The 22,849-nt window shown below is 71.3% G+C and carries 7 protein-coding genes; all 7 read right to left on the bottom strand.

Translation table 11 applies throughout. The features are described from left to right. Positions 1-2: 2 nt before the first annotated feature. Positions 3-17,729, bottom strand: coding sequence for a helicase-related protein (locus tag EF903_RS01595; protein WP_125540793.1), 17,727 nt, complete (start codon positions 17,727-17,729; stop codon positions 3-5). A 59-nt stretch (positions 17,730-17,788) separates the two neighbouring features. Next, positions 17,789-18,034, bottom strand: a complete 246-nt coding sequence (locus EF903_RS01590; RefSeq protein WP_260614699.1) for a hypothetical protein — start codon at positions 18,032-18,034, stop codon at positions 17,789-17,791. Beyond that, on the bottom strand, positions 18,031-18,396 hold the full coding sequence (locus tag EF903_RS01585) for a thermonuclease family protein (RefSeq protein WP_125540792.1): 366 nt from the start codon (positions 18,394-18,396) through the stop codon (positions 18,031-18,033). Before EF903_RS01585 ends, EF903_RS01590 begins: the two co-directional genes overlap by 4 nt. Next, positions 18,393-20,807 (bottom strand): phage portal protein, encoded by a 2,415-nt coding sequence (locus tag EF903_RS01580; protein ID WP_125540791.1) that lies wholly within the window; start codon positions 20,805-20,807, stop codon positions 18,393-18,395. Before EF903_RS01580 ends, EF903_RS01585 begins: the two co-directional genes overlap by 4 nt. A gap of 1 nt (position 20,808) precedes the next feature. After that, the gene (locus EF903_RS01575) at positions 20,809-21,168 is read right to left on the bottom strand and encodes a hypothetical protein (RefSeq protein WP_125540790.1); all 360 of its coding nucleotides are present in this window, start codon (positions 21,166-21,168) and stop codon (positions 20,809-20,811) included. Between the two features lie 50 nt (positions 21,169-21,218). Next, on the bottom strand, positions 21,219-21,671 hold the full coding sequence (locus EF903_RS01570; protein WP_260614698.1) for a hypothetical protein: 453 nt from the start codon (positions 21,669-21,671) through the stop codon (positions 21,219-21,221). A gap of 149 nt (positions 21,672-21,820) precedes the next feature. Continuing rightward, the coding region (locus EF903_RS01565) for a hypothetical protein (RefSeq protein WP_312845875.1) at positions 21,821-22,849 on the bottom strand (1,029 nt) is incomplete at its 5' end.

Raw genomic sequence — 22,849 nt, 5'->3', positions numbered from 1 at the left:
TCCTACCGGGTCGCGAGCAGTCCGAGGAGGAAAGCCCGCAGGTCGTCGTCCTCGTACCAGTCGCCGGAGAACAGCGTCGACAGCCCCATGGGCACGATGCCGCCGGTGTCGCCCTGCCCGGCACGGCCGCGGAAGAGCCGGGCGAGGAGCCGGTCCAAGCTGGTGCGGCGCCGGGCTCCGGTCCGTCCCGTGTGGGTCCGGGTGAAGTGGAACGCCTCCTGGGCCGCCAGCAGATCGGGGTAGTGCTGCTGAAGGTGCGCGAGAAGTGCGTACGCCGCCGTCCCCTGACCGCCGTCGCCCAGGTCCGCGACCGTCGCGGTCCGGCTTTCCGGGTCGTAGGCGCCGGCATCACCGTCACGAGCCGCGATGAACCGGGCCTCGGTCGGCGACAGCCAGTCCCGGGGCACGAACTGGGCGACGCCCGTCAGCGCGCGCACGGCGTCCGGGGAGCTGTCCGGGGTGGTGACCAGCGTGGCGCTGGTACCGGGCCCCATCTCCCGCACCTCGGCGAGGCTGTCCCGCACAGCGCCGGGAAGCGCTGCTGTGTACGCCTGCCGAAGCCGGGCGGCTTCCTGCCGTGCGGCCTGCGCCTCCACGCGGGCCGCGGCGATCTCCAGGTCAGCGTCCGGAGCTCCACCAGCGGCTGCCGCTTCGAGATCGCGCAGTCGGCGCTCGGCGTCAGCGGCGTAGGTGGAGGCGTGGCGAACGGTGCCGTGCGGATCGTCCCCGAGTTCGGGTGCGGCGGCAGAGAGCCGGGTCACCACATCCGTGTCCACGTCCTGGCCGGCGGCGCGGACGGCTGCCAGGTGCCGCAGGGCCTGCGGGCCGGGGCCACCGTCCACCGCACGGTCCATCGTCCAGCGCACGCCATCCTGCACAGGCGGGAGCTGTCCGGCGGCCAGCGAGGACCGGTTGGTCGGCCGGTACCAGCGGGCCCGGCGGGAGACCTGCCCGAAGCGGCCCGGAGCGGGGAGCAGCCGCGCCCAGTGCGCAATCCGATCGCTGAGCGGCAGGCCGTCAGCCTGCTCCGGAAGGTCTGCGGCGGCGGCCAGGCGGCGCAGGCGCCGAGTCTCAGGCCACGACCGGATGCGCTGCATGAGGCTGCGGCGGAACCGGGCGATGCGCTCGCGCATCCGGCGCAGGCCCTCCCGGCTGCGCTGCCACATCCGGGCCAGGGCCTTCAGGAACGCAGCGACCAGCGCGATGACCTTGCGCGCCAGCATGACGAGGCCGGCGAGGATGTGCGCGATCACACCCGGGCGGCGGCCCTCGGGCACGCCGGCCGCGATCCGCCGTGCGGTGCCCTCTCGGGCGGCGGCCATGCGCTCGGCGAGCTGCGCCACGATCGCGGCGCGCCGCTCCTCGGTAAGGGGGCCGCCGTCGGCCGCCGCCTGAAGTGCTTCGCGTACGGCGTCGTCCGTGTGCTGGGCCACGGCGTGGTCCACGTGGCTGCCGTCGGCCGCAGGCTCGGTGCCGTCCGGCCGGTTGCGCAGGGCCTCGGGGATCAGCCGGAGCAGGTCCGCCGCCCGACGGGCGGTGTCTTCCTCCGCCTCGCCGTCGAGCGGTTCGAGGTCGTCCACCGTACGCAGGGCCGCGCGGATCGCGTCCATCCGGGCGCGGCTGGCCTCCTGGCGCAGGGAGCGCACCAGCTCGTCGCGCTCGTCGCCCTCGATCCCGGCATTGGTGATCGCGGCGAGCGCCCCGTTGCGGGCCCGACGCATGGCTGCGCGCAGGCTCTCGGGGGTGAGCTGCTGCGCGATCTGCTCGCGAAGCTGGTGGATGCTGCCCGGGGTGGTGGTGCCCTGCACGGCGCTGTCGATGACAGCGCGGACCACGTCGTCCGCGTAGTCCGAGCGGAGCTTGTCGGCGTCGGGCGTCGGGTTGGGGTCACGCGGTTCGGCGTCGGGATCGGCGGCCGGGGCGTCCGGCTCGGGGAGCTGGTACAGGGGCTCGCCCGCCGGCAGGGCCCGCTTGAAGCGCATGCCGTCCTCGTCCTCGATCGTCAGGACCCGGATACCGCCGGGGGCGTCCTGGATCTGCACGACCCGGAACGCGGTCATGGTGCTGGAGTCGAACTCGCCCGGCAGCGTGATGGTGTCGCCGACGCCGATGGTGCCGACGGTTCCCGGCTCCGGCCGCCCCACCTCGTCCACGTCGTTGCCGGCCGCGCCGTCGAGGTGGTCGGCGGCACGGAGGGCGGCCCGACCCTCAGGGGTCGAGCTGTCCGCGCCTTCGCGGAGGTCGTCGGCGAGCGCGCTGGCCTGCGCGGGGGTGACCGGCAGGTCGTTGGCGATGCGGGCCGCGGCCTGCTGGGCCTCGGGGGAGTCGGTCGGCGCTTCGCCGCGGTCGGCGATGGCGTCGCGCTCTTCAGGGGAGAGCTCAGGTTCCACCGTGGGTTCGGCAACCGGGTCCACGGAGGGCAGCGGCTCGTGGCTGGTGATCTCCCCGGCGTTGTCGGGAGCGTCGGCGGCGTCGAGCTCGGCAGGCTCGCCCTCATCGGTGAGGAGGCGGGTGTACGTGGCGTTCGGGCCGCCGTCGAGGCTGTGCAGTTCGCCGGTGGTGGTGTCCACGGCGGTGATCCGGGTGTGCGTCTCGGACACCTCCTCCTTGCCGGTCACCTGCGCCGCGGTCATGCCGTCCGGCCCGTCCACGAGGATCGAGTCGCGGCCCGGCGTGAGGTCCGAGGCGGGAACGCGCTCCAGTCGACCGACCTTGGCCTGCTGGGTCGCAGGCTCCTCGACATCTCCGATGACTCGGAGGTCGGCAGCGGGAAGCTCCTCCATGCCCTGCGGGGTGGCGACGGTCGCGGTGTCGCCATCCACGTCCTCGACGGTGCCGAGCATGGCGCCGTTCCGGTCTCCCACCACGCTGCCGGTCCGGACACGGTTGCCGTCCGGCGTCCAGCCGCTGGGGCGCGCAGCGCCGCCGTCGGTGACGGTCAGACTCGTCGGGGCGTGAGTGTCGTCGGAACGGTCATCGCCGAACTGCACCCGGGCGTTGCTCGCGGTCGCGCCCGTGACGACGCCTTCGCGGCCGTCGTCGTCAGTGACAACGGAACCCGGGAACAGGCCGCGGCCGGCGCGGTCGGTGGGAACGCGCCCGGAGATCCTGCCGGTCAGGACATCGGAGTCCGCGCCGGACTGCGGCGCGCCGTCGACCTGGTCCGCGTCGTCCCGGGTTGCTCGCGCCGCAGTGGCGTCCGGCAGCACCCAGACCGAGCCACGCTCGCCGCGGCCGTCGGGGTTCTCAGCGATCACCGCGCGGTACATGCCCTGCACGCGGCGGGCCCGGACGGTCGACACCTCCCTCGGCCCGTCCACCACGTACCCGGCGAGGGTGCGCGGCGTTCCGGTCTTCGTGATGCCCTCGATGCGGACCAGGTCGCCGACGCCGAGGTCACCAACCTTGACCCACTCCGCGGGTCGGCCGCCCACCGGCTCGGGCGCGGCGGGCGTTTCCGGCTCATCGCTGTCGCGTCCGGGCTCGCTCGCCTGACCGTCGCGCGGCCGGCGGGGCGCCGCCGTGCGCTGTCCCTGGCCCGCCAACTCGCCGCTCTGAGTCGGCCGCGCGACGGCACCGGCGTCGGCGGCGGGCGTCGGCCGGTCGGAGGCGGCGTCCGCGGCAGTCCCACCGGACTCGTCGTCCGCCTCGCCGTCGGCGAGGTCCCCCTCGGCCGGCCGCGGCTTCCGGTAGCTGGCATCAGGCGCGGAGACGAATGCCGTGCCGCTGAAGGGCATGGTGGTCCCGTCCGGGCCCGTCCACTCGCCGTCCTCAATCACCAGGCGCCGCCGGGTGTCCGAGCCGAGCGCGGCCACGCCGCCTCGCTGAATCGTCTCCTGGGCGTCCTCGGCCAACCGGCCCCGGATGATGCCCTTCGACTTCGGGTTGCTCGACCGGTCGTCGCCGGGGCTGCTGCCGACGACCAGAACTTCGTCACCGGCCTTGAGAGGGCCGGTGCCGGGACGCACGGCGACGCTGTACCCCTCGGCGTGTGCCTGCTGTTCGGCGTCGCGGCGAAGGCCGATCTCGCGGCCGATCTGTTCAGCGCGCTGCTGGTACCGCCCGGCGTACTGCGGGTAGGGCGGGTGCTCCGCGAGGGCCACGGCCATGGCCTCGGACAGGCTGCGGCCTTCGGTGTCACGGAACTCAGCAGCACGCTGGACCACATCGGGAGCGTCCCAGGGGAACGGATTCCCGTCGGAGTCGCGTACCCCTTCGAGCGCGACCGCGGCGCGCATCGCGGCCTTCTTGGAGCTGAAGCCTTCGCCGCTGCCGTGCTGGCCGAGGCCCTCGTTGATCAGACGCCTCATGCTGCCCGGGGCTCGGACCTGCCATGTGTTCGAGGTCGACTCCGGGTTGTGCAGGACGACGAGTCGCTTCCCGGGCGACAGGAACAGCTTGTCGCTGTTGACGATCTCCTTCCAGGGCTGGCCCATGGCGCGGGCCGCCGCCCACCAGGACGGTTCATCGTGAGGTCCGTACGGGTCGAACCGCAGACCTCGGATGTGCTCACGGAGGGCATCAAGGTTTCGGAACCGGGGCGTGGTCGGGTCGTACCCGTCCTGCGGGGTGTTCGTGGCCAAGGCCCCGCCACCGTGCTCTCCGCCCTCGCCGCCCGCGGACCACTGGTCGAAGTCCCGGCGGCCCGGCGCGTACGTGAAGAACTGCTTCAGGGCGTCGGAGGCGTAGCGCTGCCAGCCGTCGTCCGCGGTCAGGGACGCGTCGCTGAACACCTCCTCGACGGAGATCCCGTCGGCCTCGGCCTCAGGCGACAGCAGAGGCTCATCGCCGAGCACGACCCGGGCGTGGCTGATCCGCTGCCGGAGCCAGAAGGCGTACTTCCGGTGCTGCTCCTCGTCGTCCACGGGACGCAGCCCCTGCGACGCCTCGCCGGAGGCCGTGTCGGCCCTACCGCTCTGGTCGCCCTGGTCACCCGACCCGCTGTCGCCGTCGGCACCGACGGTGGTACCGGCCGAGCCGGCGCGGTCCATACGGTCGGGCTCCCCCGGGTCCGCTGCGCGCTCGTCGCCTGCGTCGGCGCTCCGACCGACACCGGTCTCGGTGGCGTGCTCGTCCGCACTGTCCCTGGAGCCCCGCGGCTCCGAGGGGCGGGAACCATCCTGGTGCTGGTCGATCATCTCCTGCCGCACGCGGGCCAGGGCGTCAGTCAGCGGCCGGCCTTCGGCGTCGCGCCACGCGCGCATCTGCACAGGGTCGAGCACCGGTGCGGCCACGTCGATGCCGTCGCCGTCGGCGGCGAGCATCTGCTCGTAGGCCCCGGCAAGACGACGGGCGCCCTCCCGGCCGCCGATCGCCGCACCGTTGACCTCCCACCCTTCGAGATGCAGGCCACTGGCAGCGTGCCCGAACCTCCACGTCCCGTTGTCGTCGGTGTTGGTCCAGGTCACCAGGCTGCCACCGGGCGACAGCGTGAGGCTGTCGTTACCGGCGAGCCCACGGAGGTACTCGGCGTGACGCTGGGGGTCCGCGCCGCGGGGCGCGGGCGCCTTGCCGGAGCGGTACCGCTCCTTCAGGCCCTTGAGGCGCCCATCGCCGAAGTCTCCGGCACGATCCTCGTCATCGTTCCCACGATCGTCCCGGTCACGCTGGTTGGGCACGTGCGGAACGCCCGGCAGACCGGCACCAGGACCGCCGGACTCAGGCCGTTCCCGCTCCCGATCGCGACGACGACGGCGCCGGCTCCTACGGTCGTCCTCCCGCTCGGACTCCTGCTCGTCCTGGTCCTCGTTGTCGGCATCTTCGCCGACGCCATCCGTCTCGCGGTCACGCCCTTCGTCGTCACCGCCCTCGACGTCAGGGCTGGGCGTGCCGCCGTCGCCGCCGCTACCGCCTGCTTCGTCGGGTGCAGCACCATCACGGTCACTGCGCCGACGACTGCGGTTCCCGCCTTCCGACTGGGCGTCGTCCTGGCTCTGCTCCCCCTCCGGGTCGTGCCCGCTGTCCTCGGGCTCGTCGTCCTGCTCATCCCGGCCGCTTGCCTTGTCGTGCGCGACCACGAGGCCAGCTGTGGCGAGATCCTTGCCGTGCCACACGCGACGCTCCCCGTCGGGGGTGACGCTCACGTACTCCAGCACCCTGTCCTTGTTGGTGTTGTCGATCCGGCCGACCACCACACCGTCGACCCTGACGGTCCACTCCCGGTTCAGGCCCGGCTTGTCGTCGTCGTCAGCGGTCACCTCAGCTCGGGCCACCAGATCCTTCACCCGCTCGGGGCCGCCGAGCTCGTACGCCTGGTCGTCCTTCGGGAGCTCCCAGTTGGTGAAGACGTCCGTACGGGCCCGGTGCTGAGCCCTCTTCCGCACGGCCGGCTCCGGGTTCTCCACGAGCACGACCCACTGGTCCCGCGCCACGGTGTTGCCCCCGCGGTCAGAGTCCAGGGTCACCGAGCGGACTTCCCCTTCGCGGCCGTCGCGGTGGGTGTGGATGACGTACTGCGGCGGCTCCATGCCGTTGAAGACGTCGTCATCCTTCGGGTGGCGCAGCGTGTGGAAGATGTCGCCGTCACGGAGTTCGGAACCGCGCGCCCACCGCATGCCCTTGGGCAGCTCCGCGGTACCGATCTCCATCTCGCCGGTCCCCGTGCGAGCATCAGCGGAGGGGGACATCGGCGCGCCGACGCTCTCCCGCCTGATGTTCGCCCAGTGCATGCCGGCCCAGTTGTTGCTGTCGTCCTGAGTGGCCCAACCGGCGAAGGCGGACCAGTAGCCCGCGGCGTCCGACATGGCGGCGTTGAGGGGACGAATGGCCTCGGGGAACTCGCCGCGGATGCCGTACGTCTTCTGGCCGGGATTGTCGCCGCCGGTCACGCCGACGATGAAGTCCTCGGCCTGCTGCTCGGACAAGCCGTGCTCCGAAGCGCTGGCACGGGCACGGGCGATCTGTGCTCGCACCGCTTCGCGGACCTTCTGCACACGCTCCTCGGCCATCCGGTTCCGCAGCTCGATGGCCCTCTTGCGACCGTTCCGGGTGGCGATGTGGTCCACCAGGACAGGGCGGATGTCCGCGCGCAGCTCCTCACCCATCTGTCGAACGGACGCGCGCAGTTCGTCGGCCATGTCGGAGAGGAACTGGCGGGCCTCCTCCGGCGCCTCTTCCAGCATGCGACGGGCGTTCTCGTCGTACTGGGCCAGGGGTTCGATGTCGGCCATCGTGGAGATCCACTGCCTCACGCCCCAGGGATCGGTTGTGGTGACCCACCCTTCGCTGTGCTCTGCGAGCGCTCGGTCGAGGTACACGTTGCGCACCCCGGCGGGCTGCGGCTCCGCCCACACACCAGCCCATTCACGGATCGCATCGGCACGACCGGCCCGATCGTTGGGGAAGCTCAGCGGCGGCGCCTCGTCCTCACCCGTCGCCTCCGGTCCGGGCGCGGGAACAGCCTCGTTCTGCTCACTGTCGCCGTCTCGATCGGACGACGTTCCGCCGTCGTTCGCCTGCTCGTCGTGGGACGTGACCAGGAAGGCGACGGCCTGGTTCCGGTCGTAGAAGTCGGTCCCATGGCGGCCGTTCGCCGATGCCTGCCAGAAGCCGCCAAACTGGTGGACCTCGCCGGCGTCCTCGCCGTCGACCAAGACACGGAACTCCTCGCCATCAGCCTGGGGCTGCGAGCGGTCGGTCGGTTCCAGCGTGGCGCGGGCCACGAGGGCGTTGATGCGCTCCTCGCCGCCCAGCGACTCGGCGTCGCGGGCTCGTCCTGCCTCACGCTGCTCGCGGTGCTTCTTCAGCTCTTCCAGGTTCTTGCGCACCCAGTGGGGGGTCCGGGCGGTGTCGGGGAGGCTCGGGGCGTCCTCCGCCAGCCACCGCTCCGACTCCGCGATCCACTGGTCGAGCCGGGTCTCGGACACCTCCCGCGGGTGCTGAGGGAAGTGGAAGGAGGGGTTGGGCGTCACATTGAGCAGCGGCGAGTCCTTCGCCACGGCCTGCGCGGCTGCTTCACGCGTGGGGTAGAGCGTGCCGCCGGGCTTGCCGTCCTCTCCGATGACCTGCCACTGCTTCCCATTGGCCTTGATACCGCCAGCCCAGTTGTCGTCCACGTAGACGCCGGCCTCACCGCGGTGGTCGGTGACGCTCCAGCGTGCCCTCAGGTTCGGGTCGAGGTGGGAGGCGAGAGCACGTTCGGCCTGCTCCTGCGGGATCTGGGGGTCGCTGTACTCGGTGCGGAGAGGGGAGCGGTTCCCGCTCTGGTGGGCGTTGGCAATGGCCAGGGCAGCCGCGCGGGTCGGGTTCTCGCGGTGGCCGTAGGCCGAGAACCAGCCGTTGCCGATGCGGCCTCCCCCGGAGGAGATCGCCCCCCAGGCACCATTGGCGCCGTGCAGTCGGCCGATGGGCTCGCCGTCGAGATAGACGACGCGTTCGACCTGGTTGCCTCGGACGTGGAGCTCGCCCACCTCCAAGGGCTTCCCGTCGTGCTCGCCGACCTGCTCGCGCTGCTCTTCAGGGCCCTTCCACCCAAGGGTGTTCGTGTGCTGCTCGTCTTCCTCCTGCTTGTCCGCCGACAGGTCCGGGGAGGGAGCGGGCAGGCGTTCGACCTTCTCGTCCAGAAGGATCGTTACTGCATTGCGCGGCGTGGGCTGCTCGCCCTCCTTGCCGACGTAGAGGCGCCACGCCTTGATGCGCTGCCGGTCCCGGCTGGCCGTGACCTGCTTTGGGGCGGCCAGGAGGAATCCCTCGCGAACGACCGCGTTGCCCGCGGTGTTCTGGGTCTCGACCCGGACGTAGTCGCCCTCCGACACCTGATCGGGGTCGAGCACCTCGGAGTCGTCCACGTCCTCGGGGGCGGACTGGCCACCCTCGGCGCCGTCCGCGGGGTCTTCCGCAGCAGTGGCCGGGGCGGGCGTCGTCGGCGACTCGTCGGCCGGCTCGGGGGTGCCCTCAGGCTCGGATGCCGACCCCGGCTCGGTGGTCTCGTCGTCCTCTGCGCGGGGCTCGTACGGCTTGTCGTACTCGTCCGGCTGTCCCGGCGGCGGGATCGACCCGGCCCGACGTGCTGAGTCGTACTCCTGGAACTCCATCTTCCGGGCGGCGCCAAGCAGGACGCTCCTGTTGCGGCGGCCTTCGGGGGTGCTCTGGTCCATCTCGGCCGCCGCCTCGCGTGCCGCAGCGGCCAGAGCGCCGGCCTGAGCGGAGTACGGGCTGTACCGGCGGTGCCCAGGATTCCAGGGCAGGGTGTCGATCGGCGTGCCGTCGGCGTACTGCCCGGACAGGGTGAGCTTGCCCAGCTCCCGCACCTGTGCCGGGGTGAGCGTCATCTCGGTGATCGCCCGGTCCGGTGTGACCGGGCGCCGGCGCTCCTGCTCGGGCCGACCGTTCTCGTCGTACCGCCCGGTGTACTTCTGCCGGATGAAGTCGAGGCCGTCGCGCACGATGGACGCGGCACGGAGGGGCGCCGCTCCGGCCTGCGCAGCCATCTCCTCGTGCCACTGCATGTCGGCAGGAGCCCCGCCGTCTGCGTCCTGCCCCCACCACCAGCGGCGGCCGTCATCGCCCGTGCGGGCGCGCACCCAGCCGACCGTCCGGCCGTTCTGGTCCACGATGGTGCCGTGGCCGGCCTCCATGTCGAGGTCACGAAGGCGGTGGCCGGTGGACAGCTCGACGCCTTCGGGGGTGGCGGCCTTGGCGATCTGCTCGGCGTTCTCCCGCGCCTTCTCGGCCTCCTGCCCCTGCTCCTTGCCGAAGGGGGTGCCGTCGGGCCGGGTGACGTCCTTGAGGGCGTGCACGCGGGTGCTCTGCTCACCGCGGACGAGGACGGCACCGTCGTCGTTGACGGCCACGACCTCGCCGGGGCCGTCTGGGGTGATGACCTGTTCACCGTCGGCGGGGAAGTCGACGCCCGGCCCGGTGGACTCCTCGGCGGGCTCTTCCTCCGGTTCCTGCTGCTCGCCGTTGTCCGGCTCGGAGTCCTCCGTGTCTTCCGGGACTCCGGCCGGCTCCTCCACAGAGGCGCCGTCGTCAGACCGGTCCTCAGGGGATTCCTCGTTGGCGTCCGGCTCCGGGGAGTCGGACGTCTTGTCACTTTCGGCCGCCTCTTCACCCAGGGCATCGAGTTCCGAACGCACCTGCTCGGCGTCGAGCCGCACCGAGTCGTCCGGCTCCCCGTCCGGGGCGCTCTCACCCGCAGATGCCCCGGTGTCTGCCTCGGTGCTGTCCTCTTCGCGCTGCTCCTGGCCGTCGTCGTCCTCGGCCGGGGATGCCTCGCGCAGCGAGCCCAGCTCGTTGCGGACCTCCTCGGGGTCGAGGGTGGTCTCGCCGCGCTCCTCCCGGGCACGCTGCGCCTTCTCGCGCTTCTCCCGTTCCTTGGCAGCCTTCTTCGCCTCGGCGTCCGGCCAGACGATGCGGGGGCGCCCCTTCTCGTCGGTGCTGATGGACGGAGCGGCCGGGGTACGGGGCAGGAGGTCGGTGTCCTGGGCGGCGGCCGGGTCGTCCACGTCAGCGGAGTCCTCGCCCGCGGCGAGGCGGGCCTCACGGAGCTGGTGCTCAAGGGCCTCCAGGCGGGCGTGCTTCTCCCGCTGGGCATCCGGGCTGCTGGTCTCGCGGCTCTGCTCCTTGATCAGCGCGCCGACCAGCTTCGCACGGCGCTCCGCGGCCTCCAGCTCGGCGCCCTGCTCGAAGGGCCGGTCGACGCGCTCGCGCGCGGTGTCGGCCGCCCGCTCCTCCTGCCGCAGGCGGCTCTCGGCGCGGACGATCATCTTGTCGACGTCGGCGAGGGAGTCCTCCAGCCGGGTGATCGGCAGGGTGGAGTCCTTCTTGATGTCCTCTTCGGTGTACGAGTGCCGGCTCCGAGGGATGTCCGGGATGCTGATGTCGACCAGGTGGACGCGCCCGAAGTCGCCCCAGGCGGTGCGGTACTGAGCGGTGACCTCGATGTTGCCGACCCTGCCGATGACGACCTTCGGGTGGCCGCCGGCCCGGTACGGGTTCTGCTGACCCTGGCGCAGGACGGCCTGGGCGGCGGTCGACAGCGCCTTCGCGGCCTCGGCGCGCTTGGTGAAGTCGTTGTTGCCGATCGTGGCGTTGAAGTCGTCGCCGCGGGTGTTCTTCCTGCGCCCGATGACGTCCTGGAGCTGGGCGACGAGCTTGTCGGTCTCCTGCCTCATCCTCTCGGCGGAGAGGATCGTGGACTTGTAGCCCTCGATGGTGCGCTGGTGGCCCTTGAGCTTTCGCTTGAGGACTGCGAGGGACGCCTTCACGTTGGCCTGCTCCAGCAGGTACGGGTTGCCCGTGGAGATGGCGGTGACCTGCTCGGCGTTGAACACGCCGTCGGGGATGTCCTCGACGGTCCGGTCGGTGAGGTTGCCCTTCATGATCTGCCGGATGAACTTGGCCTTCCGGGCCACGGTCTGCCACGAGAAGCCGTCGAAGGACTGCTCGGTGACGTACTGGAAGATCGCGACCTCGGGGTTGAAGTTGCCCTGGCGGATGATGCGGCCGTTGCGCTGCTCCAGGTCGGCCGGCCGCCACGGGCAGTCGAGGTGGTGCAGCGCGGTCGCCCGCAGCTGCACGTTGGTACCGGTGCCCATCTTGCTCGTGGAGCCGAGGAGCACAGCGATCTTGCCGGTACGGGCATCGTTGAAGAGGCGGGCCTTCTCGGCGTCGTTCTTCGCCTCGTGGATGAAACGAATCTTCTCGGCCGGCACGCCGCGCTCGATCAGGAGATCTTTCAGCTCCTGGTAGGCCGGGAAGCGCGAGGCGGACAGCTCCTCGACGCTGGTCGGGCCGGTGTCCCCCTTCTTGCCCTTCTTCTTGCCCGGGTCCTGGGGGGTGCCCATGTCCAGGAACACGATCTGAAGGCCGCCAGGAGTGTCGTGCGGCGTCGGGTTGTTCTTCGATGTCGGGTAGACCGCGTCCTTGGTCTCCTCGTAGATCCGGGCGATGTTGTCCGCGGCCTTGGGCAGCTTGTTGCCCTGCTCGTCCAGGCCGACCATCCGCGGGTCGAGGCTGACCTTCCGCCCGTCCGAAGAGATCTTGAGCATGTTGTCTTCGGTGGGCTCGACCTCACCGCGCTTGACCGCGCGGGCACGGGCCGCGAGCTCCCGCTGGTACGCGAGCATCTGCTCCGTCGGCTCGACGGAGACGGTGATGGCCTTGCCGCTGGCGACGTCTGGGGTGTCGAGGTACTCCGCCAGGTCCTCCGACGTCTTCACGTCGGCGACGGTCCGCCAGATCCGCAGGAGCTCCGGCATGTTCCGGAAGGCCGCGAAGCGGCTGACCTCCTTGAAGCCGGAGCCGTCGGCCGCCAGCTCGATCCCGTTGACGATCTTGCCGTAGGTCGACGCGAACTCGTCAAAGTTCAGGACCCTGGCGGCCTCCAGCAGGTCGGGCCGCAGGTAGCGCAGCATGGTGTGCGCCTCGGTGACGCTGTTGGAGATGGGCGTGGCGGTGGCGAAGGTGACGACGCGGCCGGACTTGGTGTTCTTCCGGAGGTACTCCAGCTTCATGTCGAGGTCGGAGGCCCGGTTCGAGCCCTCGATCGCGGCGCCGGGGATGCCGGAGTTCGTGGCCAGGTTCTTGTAGTGGTGGGCCTCGTCAACGACCACGTAGTCGATGCCGGTGTCCTCGAAGTACAGGCCGGCCATGTCCTTGGAGGACTCGACCTTGGCCGTGATCTTCGCTTCCAGCTTCTTCAGCCGGTTCTGGATCTCCTTGACCATCCGGGAGTCGCGGCGCTTGCTGGGGTCCTCCAGCGCGTCCTGCTCCTTCTGGCGGCGAAGGGCCTCTTCGAGGTGCTTCTTCTCCCGCTTGATGTATTCGAGCTGGACCTCCGGCCGCATCGGGATCGACTCGAAGGCGTTCTGGGTGAGGATCACCGCGTCGTAGTCGCCGGTGGCGACCCGGGCGATGAACTCTCTGCGCTTGCGGCCCTGGAGGTCTTCGCTGGACGCGGCGAGGATGCGGCCGTTGGCGGCCGACTCCGGGTACAGCTCCGCGAACTCGTCGTGGAACTGCTGGAGCATGTGGTTCGGGACCACCATGGCGGCCTTGTTGATGAGGCCGAGGCGGCGCAGCTCCATCACGCCCATGGTCATCTCGGCCGTCTTGCCGGCGCCGACCTCGTGCGCGAGGAGCACGGCCGGCTCGTTGACCATGCGGGCGACGGCCGCGTGCTGGTGTGCGTGGGGCTTGAACCACTCGGCGAGGCCGGGCATGGTCCGGCGCTGGCCGTCGTACGAGCGCAGCGCCAGGTTGTTGTGAGTGTCGTTGTAGAGCTTCTTGATCCGCTCGGCCCGCTCCGGGCTGGCCCACAGCCAGTCCTGGAACTCCTCGCGCATCTCCTCGGCCTTGGTCTGCGCCGCCGCGGTGGCTTCCTCGTCCACGTACGTCTTGCCGTCGTCGCCCTGGTAGGTGACGCGGATACGGCCGTTGGTGAGGATCGTCTCGGCGAGCTTGATGGCGTTGAAGTCGCCGGTGCCCCAGACGTCGGTGGCCGCCGAGCTGCGCTTGACGCCGTCGGGGGCGTCGACCTTCCACAGGGAGCCGCCCTGGTAGCTGACGCGGACCGCGTTGGAGTTCAGCCGCTCCCGGAGGAAGGACTGGACGGTCTCGCCGCCGAGCCAGGCGGCACCCATGGGCGCGTCGATCTCGCCGGGGGAGATGTCCGGCGGGAGGACGGCTTCGAGCTGCTTGACGTTGATGTCGTAGCGGGCGTCCTCGCCGGCAAGGGCCTGGGCTTCCTCCAGCTTCTGGCGCACGTTGCCGCTGAGGTAGTCGGCGGCTGGGATGAGGTCGCCGCCGTTGTGCGGTTCGAAGACGAGCGGGTACTCGTGGCCGGTCTCCGGGTGGACGGAGCGGGCGGCGAGCAGCCGCTCACGGGCGACCTGCGGGGAGACGCCCATGACCTTCGACAGGGTCTCGGTGTCGAGGGTGCCGCGCTGCTCCATGACGATCGCCATGGCGTCTTCGGGGTTGCTGGCCCGGTCGGCGATGGTGCGGTGCCGGGACTGACGCTTGGCGAAGATCGCGGCCGGCGTGCTGGTGCCGGTGTGGTCGTCGTAGGAGTCCAGGGACAGGACGACGGCCATCGTCGGGTCCTTGGTGAGCAGGCTGCCCATCGGGGGCCGCTTGCGGTACGCCTTCTCGACTTCCTTGCCGGTCGTGGGGTCGGTGCCCTTGCGGGTGGCCCAGTCGAAGCGGTTCAGGGAGCCGAACTTCGCGTGGTACTTCTCGTAGCGGGCCTTCAGGTCCCCGCGAAGGGTCTCGATGAGCGCGTCGTCGGCGTCCGCGCGGGACTCTTCGGCGACCAGGGCCTTCATGGCGTCGCGCAGGCCGAGGAGCTGGGTGGCTTCCTCGACCTGGGTACGCGGCACCTCGAAGGGCACGACCATGCCGTCGCGGACCTGGGTGAAGGTGCCGTCGGGGGAGACCTGCACGTGTCCGTCGGTGCGGGTGGAGCCCTCGGGCAGCATCTCGACCTTGCGCCGCTCCCCGGTGTCGGGGGTGTAGGACAGACCGGAGTCCTTCGCGCGGGCCACGACCCTCTCCAGTGCACCGGCGAGGGAGTCCTCCAGCGGTCCGTCCCCGTCCACGCGGAGCTCACCAGGGCCGTACATGCCGTGGCCGACGGCCATCTCGCCAAGGACGTTGCGGGGGTTGTCGAGGAAGTACGGGTTGACGTGGACCTTCGGCATGGTCCGCGGGTCGGTGTCCTCGTCTACCTCCTGGCCAGGCAGGTCCTCGACGCGCACGGAGTGGACCCACATCGGCGGGTCGTCCTTCTTGCGCTGGTCGGCCGTCTTGATCGCGCCGCTGCGCTGCCGGCCGGAGGTGAAGTCCTTGTCCCGTTCCCGGCGGCGGAAGATCAGCAGGTCGGTGACCACGTCGGTGCCCGCGGTGCGGCGGTGCGCGCCGGTGGGCAGGCGGATGGCGCCCACGAGGTCGGCCTTACGCGCCATCTCCATGCGGGCGTCCTCGCCGCGCGGGGTGGCGTTGTCCATCGTGTAGCGGGAGGTGACGACGGCGACCAGGCCGCCGGGACGGGTCAGATCCAGGGACTTCAGGATGAAGTGGTTGTGGATGTTGTGGCCGCCCTTGTTGTGCCGCAGATCCACGACCTGGTAGTCGCCGAACGGCACGTTCCCGACGGTCATGTCGAAGGTGCCGTCCGCGGCTCGGGTCCGCTCGAAGCCCTCGTTGCGGATGTCGGCGTTCGGGTACAGGGCCTTGGAGATGCCCGCGGTGATCGGGTCCAGCTCGACGCCCGTCAGGTGTGCGTCGGCGGGGGCGTGGCCGATGAAGTTGCCGGAGCCGCTGCCGGGCTCCAGGACGTTGCCGCCGTCGAAGCCAAGCTCGCGTACGGCCTTCCACACCTGCTGCGCGATGGCGGGGTCGGTGTAGTGGGCGTTGAGGGTGTTCTCCTTGGCGGCGTCCCACTCGGACTCGCTCAGGAGCTCCCGAAGCCGGTCCTGGAGCGGCTTGAACTCCGGCTTCGGGTCGTCAACGAAGACCTGCGGGGTCGCGCCCCAGCCGGACCACCGCGCCAGGGTGTCCTGTTCGGCGGCGGTGGCCGGCCGGTTCTCGTCCTCCAGGCGCCGCAGCACCTCGATGGCGGCGATGTTCGCCTTGACGCGGGGCAGGACCCCGTTCGGGACGAGGCTGCGGCCGTCCTCCGGCGGCTGGTACTGCGGGGCGCGCTGCTCCTCCTCGCGGGAGCCAAACGCTACGCGGCTGCGATCGGCGGCAGGCTGACCCTCGGCATCTCCAGATCCTCGGTGCCCGTCTCCTTCTCCAGGCTGTACACCATCTCGTGCAGGGCCTTCTCCCGCGCCCGCATCGTCGCCATGTTCACGTTCCCGATCGCGTCCCGGAAGTCCGCTCCCGGCTCCGTCTTCTCCCGGAAGTCCTCCCTGTAGTCCGCGATCAGCTCCTCGATCTCCGCGCTGATCTGCGCGAAGAACGTCGCCGGCGGGGTCGTCTCCGCCAGCGCGGCCAGGGCCTCCGGCCGGTACGTCTCCCAGTACGCCTTCACCAGCGCCGTGTACGCGCTCACCCTGCTCCTCCTGCTCGTTGCGCTGCTGGCCAGCGGCCTGCTGCGGGGTCACATCATCGCCCGGCACCGTCGTGTCGGGAGTCTCGGGTACGCCCTGGTGCTGCTCGTCCTCCCGGGAGGGGGAGGGGCGCCGGCCGAGGCGGGCGGCCGGGCTGTCGCTGACGCCGCGCTGCCGGTCGAATTCGCCCGCGATCTGCCAGATGGCCGCGCCGGACCGCTGCCCGTCCTTGTCGCGGAACTGGATCAGGCCGCGGTTCAGCCGCGGGGCGCCCCAGTCGACCGTACGACCGTCCTGGTCGCGCAGGTTGCTGCCGAGGTGGAGAGCGAAGCGGTTGGCGGTCTCGCGGTCCTCGAACTCGCCGTACCGGTGATTGTCGCCTTCTTCGTTGCCGAGCCCGACGAGCGGGCGCGCGGTGCCCACGGCGCGGAGCTGGAAGCGGGAGCGGCCGTCGCGGCGATCCTCCACGATGGCGAAGCCGCGGTGGTCGGCCAGGTGCAGGACGACGTTCGGGTCGTTGGCGAGTTCGCGCATGCTGTCGCGCTGCGCTGCGGGGGTCTCGTCGCTGCCGCCGCGCTTCCAGAACTCGCGCAGCTCGGCGTCGTTGCGGGGACGGCCGCGCTCGTCGCCGGTCGGCTGCTGCGGACCGACGTGGCCGACCGCGACGTTCGCCGCGGGCACGCCGGTACGGTCGGCGACCTGCTGAGCAGCCTGCTGTTCCGGGGAGGCAGGGGCGGCCGGCTTCGTCCGGGCGGTGGCACCTTCGCGCTTCTTCGCGGCGCGCCGGGCGAATGCCTGCCGGGACTCCTCGGCGAGGCGGGCACCCATGGCCCGGCCCTCGGGAGTCGCGAGGCGGCCGAAGGAGTCGGGGTCGTTCCAGTCGATCGGCTCACCGTCGAGCTCGGCGTTCTCCAGGCGGTTGGCGAAGTCGAGCGCTTCCGCCTTGCGCTCCGGCAGGGAGAGCCGCACACCGGTCTCGGTGTGCATGATGCCCCAGCCGGTGTACTCCTGGCCGTTCCGCCTGACCTTCATCTGGCCGATGACGAAGTGGCCGTTGCGGGAGAGCTGCGGCTTCTCCAGCTGGTCCAGCAGTCCGGCCATGAACTGGTTGTGGCTCTCCTGCGCCTTCCGGTCCTCGGTGAAGGGGCGGAGTTTGCCGCTGGCCCAGTGCGCGCGGACGTCCTCCAGGGTCTTGAAGCGGCGCTTCGGGTCGCGGCGGGCACGCTTCTGCGCGGGCTGCGGCTCTTCGTCCGGCTCGTCGTCGTCCGGCTCCGGTCCGGCGCCGAGGTCTTCGCCGTCGACGTCCTGCCCGATGTCGTTGCCCTCGTCGTCCTGGCCGTGGGGGTCGTCGGGGGTGTCGCCCTGGTCGCCGCCGTCTTCCGCGTCCTGGCCGGTGCCCCGCCGGCCGTCGGCGCCGCGGCGTTCGTCCTCGTCCCGGACCTTCTTCTTGCTCTTCGTCGGCGCGGTGCCGTCAGGACGGGCCACCATCGTCAGCCGGGAGGCGTGGACGGTGGACCGCTCATGGGTCGTGAGGTTCTCCACGAGCACGTTCCGGCCGCCCAGTGCCCGCAGGACGCGGGCCGTGCCACCGCCCCAGAGACGGGCGATGCCGCCCGTCTCGATGAACCTGCCCTTCGAGTCGCGGGGATGCAGATCGGCGTTCCACGGGCGGCGAGCACGCTTGGCTTCGAGGCGGGCGGCGATACGGGCGGCGGCGTTCGTGATCTGCATGCGGCGGACCATGCACACCCGAACGGGTTAACGTCGCGGGCTGAAAAGCGGGGCGGCGCCTACATCGTCTCGGTGAGGATGTGCAGCAGAAACCAGACGGTGCCGCCCGCGAGCGCGACGGTGAACACGGCGCGGCCCGCCTTCGAGGTCCGGGTCCGGAACAGCTTGCGGGTGTTCTCGCTGAGGGTGTCGTCGTCCCGCTGGTTCAGCAGGGTGACCGCCTCGTACAGGAGGAAGAAGCCGACCCAGGCGCCCCAGAGGATCGCGCTGGTGCGGGCTCGGATGAAGTGGGCGACACGTCTCACGGGGTCTCCTTGATGGTGGGTGGGACGGGGCGGGGGCCGTGCCCGTCGTACGCGACGGCGTGCCCGGCCTCGATGAGTGCGGCGTTGAGGCTCTGGCCGCGGGCGGGGGTGAGCGTGGCCAGGTAGCGGCCGTACTTCTCCTTGCTGTGGGTCTCGACGGTGAAGTCGGGCCCGTTCGTGTCGATCCAGCCCTGGGCCCAGGCCGCCGCTTCCTTGCCGGCGGCGGTGCTCTTCTCGGCCGTGTTGATGCCGTGGAGGCGGACCCTCTGGATCAGGTGGATGCCGAACCCGAGGTCGACGTCCAGGTCGAGGGTGTCGCCGTCGATGGTCCGCATCACGGTCGCGCTGTAGGTGAAGGTCACAGCTCACCGCCGTCGGGCCGGTAGCGCAGGCGGCAGCGGCAGTTGATGGTCAGGTGGAGCGGCGCCAGTTGGTCCCCGGGCCAGCGCATGGCGTAGCCGTCCACGGTGAAGGGGTCGCCTACCGGCAAGGTTGTGCCGTCCACGGCGGAGTGGGCGGCACGGACCCGGTCGTCGCGGCGGGTCACCCAGGTCCTCACGATGGCGGGCCCGAGGGACGTCGCGGTCGCGTCGGCCGCCCCGTTGACGGTGGCCACGGCCGCGCTCTCGGCGATGGAGGCCGCGGTGCGCGGCGCCATGTCGGTGAACGCGGTCCGGACGAGGGCGACGAGGTCTTCCACGTCGTCGGTGGACTCCTGGGCCTGGTTCAGGAGGGTGGCCAGGGTGTCCAGGAAGGCGTGGGCCGTCTGCTCGGCGGCGGCCACGGCATCCAGCACCAGGGCGACGATGGGGCCGGATGCCTGGAGCGGAGGTTCGGGCGCACCGAAGGCGGCGGCCGTCCGCTCTGCTGTCGTACGGGCGACTCCGGCCAGGACCCGGGCGACCGTGCTGTCGATCTCCTCCAGCCAGCGATCCGTCCCGATGACTCGGGCGATGTCCAGCGGGCCGGCGCCGCCCCGGGTGTCGCTCGCGCCGTCGGCCTTCCAGAACTTGGTGCCCTTGCGGGACTTCGGCGACCGGAGCCGAGCGAGGATGACGCCCTCCTGCCGGTCGAACAGCGGGGCCAGGGCGGCGGCCACTGCTTCCTGACCTCGGTCGAAGTCTTGCTCGGTGACCTCGAACGAGGTCCCGGGAAGGGCCTTCACCTCTACGCCGAGGGCCTGCGCCACGGCCGCCGCAGCGTCTCCGGGGACCTGATCCTCGGTCTCGCGCGCGGCTTGGACTGCTGCGGTAGCCGCTCCCGCCTGGCCTTCGGCCGATGCGCCGGAGCGGGCGGCGCCGACGGCCGCCGCGGCGGCCCCGGGGCCCCCGGCCGCCTGCCCGGACTCGGCACGCGCCTGCGCGACCGCTGCCGCCGCATCCCCGGAGGCGTCGGTGGCCGGCGGCAGCGGGGCGTTCGGGTCGGCGGGAGCCTGGCCGGGCGGCAGTTGGCCGGGGCCACCTGCTCCGGCGATGCCCAGGGCGGCTGCGTCTTCCGGGCGTGCGGGCACCGGGGCCTTCTGCGGGGAGATCCACAGTGCCCTGGTGTGAGCGTTGTCGAAGGCAGGGAGTCCGGCTCGCCGACGGTACTCGTCGGCGGAGATCAGGCCCGCGTTCCACTCTTCGCGGGCCTCCGCGCGGCGCTTCCGGCGGGGGAGCTCCAGGGCCTCGACGGTGCTGGTGTCGAACCGGATGGCCCTGTCCAGTCCGCCGAGGTCCGAGGCGAAGGCGTTACTGATCAGCTCCAGGTGGGGCAGCTCGGTGTGAACCCAGAAGCCGTACTCCTCCTGCTCCGCGTTGTCGAAGGTCCGGCCGGCCGCGTTGCCGGTGACGGACTCGGGCACACCGAACGCACCGAGGATCTCGATCTTCGCGTTCTGCGCGGCGGCCTCGTAGGCCATCTCGCGAGGCCGGGCCGCCAAGTCGACGTAGTTCATGCCGCCGGGGCCGGAGCCGACCACAGATACGTGGCCCGCGAACTCGGAGCCGGGCAGGAACCGCGCCTCCAGGCGGTCCATTTCCTTGTCGCTGAGGGAGGAGGTGTCGACCGCGACGATGCCGCCAGGTCGCGCGTCGTTCTTGATGAACGCGACGTTGTACAGCCGCGAGAGGTGGTCGAGTTCGACGCTGATGCCGGCGGCTTCCAGCGGTGTGACGCCGGAGAAGGGGTCGGTCGGATGCGGGTCTCGAATCCAACGGACCCGCTCGGGGTCGAGTTCGCGGACCTCTCCGTGGAGGGTGGTGAACTCGTAGTGGGCGATGTACTCGCCGCGGGGGTCCGGGACCGGCATGACGCGGTCAGGCGGCAGCAGGTCGAGACGGGTGATCGTGCCCCGGTTGGAGCGGGTGACCTCCACGAACGCGCCGCGCTTCGACAGCAGGATCTGGGCACTCAGCCGCTTGCGGAACTGGGCGCCGGTCTCGACCGGGTTGGCGCGGCCGTTGAGCACGCGCAACAGCGGGTGGTCCTCGATGACCTGCTCGAACTCGCCGTCCTCGGTGAGTCCGACACCGACCTCCAGGGGCAGGCGGGAAGCGTGCTTGCCCATGGTGTCGATGGCCTTGTACACCCAGACGACTCGCTCGTACCCCTCGGTCACGACTCGCCCGACGTCCCACCCGTCCGCCCGGCCCTCGGTGCTCCAGATGTTCGACGTGCCCGCGTAGGAGGTGGAGGTGTAGCCGCCGGTCCACGTGATCTGTTTGGCCTCGGTGTCTTGGCGCGTGGAGGTCACCAGGGAGCGGAGTGCGGGGAGCCAGCGTCGGCGGGCCATGTCACGCCTCCTCGCTGCTCAGGAACACCCCGAGGGCGAGCAGCAGGCCGAACAGGAGGGACCAGGGCGCGAGGTAGAAGGCGATGCCCACGAAGATCCACAGCCCGACGGTCAGGGCGCAGTACCCGCCGACAAGGCGGACCGCGGGGTGTAGACGCGGGGAGATGTAGAGGACACCACCGCCGCCGACCGTGAGGAGCAGGCCGGCCAGGGCAAGGGCGGCCAACGGAGCGGAGGCGTACAGGGCTCCGAGCAGGCCAACCGTCCCGGTACTGACCAGGAGAAGGCCGAGGAGGTCGCGGACGACGCGACGCTTGGGCGCTCGGTGGCCGGGGTGCGGGGACTGCGTTGGAGGATTCACGCGGCGGACCGTACGAACCGGCCGCGCTTACGTCTCGGCCTGCTTGCGGCCTACCGGGGCGGTCGGGACACCCCGGTCACGTAGGCGCTGATTCCGCGGCGCTGGATCTGCCCACCGGGGATGAGACGGGCGTTGGACGGCATCTCGGGGATCTTCCGCTTGGCGCGCACCGTCTGGTCTCCGCCGATCAGGTGCCGGTTGTCGACCTGGGCCTCGCAGTCGATGTCCGCCACGTCCTCAAAGGGGCGTCGGCAGTTGCGGCAGTAGACCTCAAGGGCGTCGATCCGGGTGCCCTCCACCGTGGTGAAGCTGCCGCGGAAGTCCGCGAGCTTCGCCACCCGCTCCTCGACCTTGATCTCGGCGGCGACGATCCACACGTGGGCGAGCGACTGCTCGGGCTCTTCTTCGGTCGCGGTGGCGGGCGGGGCGGCGTCCAGGGGTTCGGCGAAGAGGTCAGCGAAAGCCTCGAAGGAGAGCTGGTCGCTGGCTACGGCGGTCGGCACAGGCGATTCCTCCATGGGCGGGACGGCAGATCGTGGCCGGAGCTTCAGCACCGGGCCGCCTGTATGGACGGAGTGGCGGCCTCAGGCGTTACACCTTCCGCACGGCTTGCGTCCCGGGAACGCCGACGGTCACCTTCCGGAGCGGGAGATCAGGCGAGCGCGAGACTGCTGCGGATGACCCGGTCGCTGATCTCAACTGCGCCGAGGAGGTCCCGGTGCAGGGCCGCCGGGAGTTCGCCGGAGCCCAGGCCACACGCCTCCACCAGGTCTCGGCAGCTCTCTATCTCCCGGTCGGTGGCCAGGGCGCTGAAGGCGGCGTCGCGATGGGCTTCCCGGGCTGCTGCGCCGTCGAGGGCTCTGGTGATGCGTCGGTGTAGCGCGTGCACGAGGTGCTCGCTGGCCGGGCCGGGGCCGAGGGTGTTGAGGGCGGCGAGCCCGAGTCGGATGCCGAAGAGCACCGTGCCCGGCTCGCTGGGGGCTGAAAGGACGGTATCCACGAGGTCGTTCTCCTGGGTCTGGTCCAGGCCGATGGTGGCCCGGAGGCACAGGGCGCGGAGGCAGGCGGTGACGGCTTGTTCCCAGGGGTCGCCGGGTTCGGTTTGGGCGATGAGTTCGGCGGCGGTGGCGGTCTCGCCGTTGGTGAGCGAGGCGATGACGGCAATCTGGCGGCCGTCGAGCATCCGGCGGCCGATGCCGTGGTGTTCCTGAACGTGGTCGAGGGCGTCCTTCCACCGGCCGGCTGCGGTGAGGGCGCGGGAGCCGTCGGCGAGAAGGACGCGCCACAGCCACGCTCGCACCTCCTTTCGGGCGGTGGCGTCCTGGACGAGGTTGGCGGGGACGATCACGCCCGCGGAGCCGAGGGCGGTGCTGCTGGAGACCGCGTTGAACAGGCCCAGGAGAAGGTCGAGGCCGATGTCCCCCTGCTGGGCGCGAAGCTCCAGGCGGGCCAGGTTCACGACCGGCTCCAGGGCCCGGATCGCGGTCTCGGCGTTGAGAGGGGCAGCGTGCAGGTAGGCGTGCGCGTGCTGGTGGCACAGCTCGGAGGCGAGCTGGGGGAGGCCCAGGTCGGAGGCGAGGAGGGCGGCCTGGTTGTAGACGGCCGAGGCGGTGACGGGGTTGTCGGTCTCCGCCGCACCCTGCGCCATGGCGGTCAGGTTGTGGACACGCTGGGGGAGTAG

It is taken from the genome of Streptomyces sp. WAC05292 (assembly GCF_003949955.1).
GTDB lineage: Bacteria > Actinomycetota > Actinomycetes > Streptomycetales > Streptomycetaceae > Streptomyces > Streptomyces globosus.
Note: the sequence above shows the minus strand (reverse complement) of the source record. Positions and strands in the feature narration are given on the sequence as shown.

Bases quoted from the DNA above. Each gene is read 5' to 3' on its own strand.
- EF903_RS01595 (WP_125540793.1), bottom strand. From the start codon at position 17,729: ATGCAGATCACGAACGCCGCCGCCCGTATCGCCGCCCGCCTCGAAGCC.
- EF903_RS01580 (WP_125540791.1), bottom strand. From the start codon at position 20,807: ATGGCCCGCCGACGCTGGCTCCCCGCACTCCGCTCCCTGGTGACCTCC.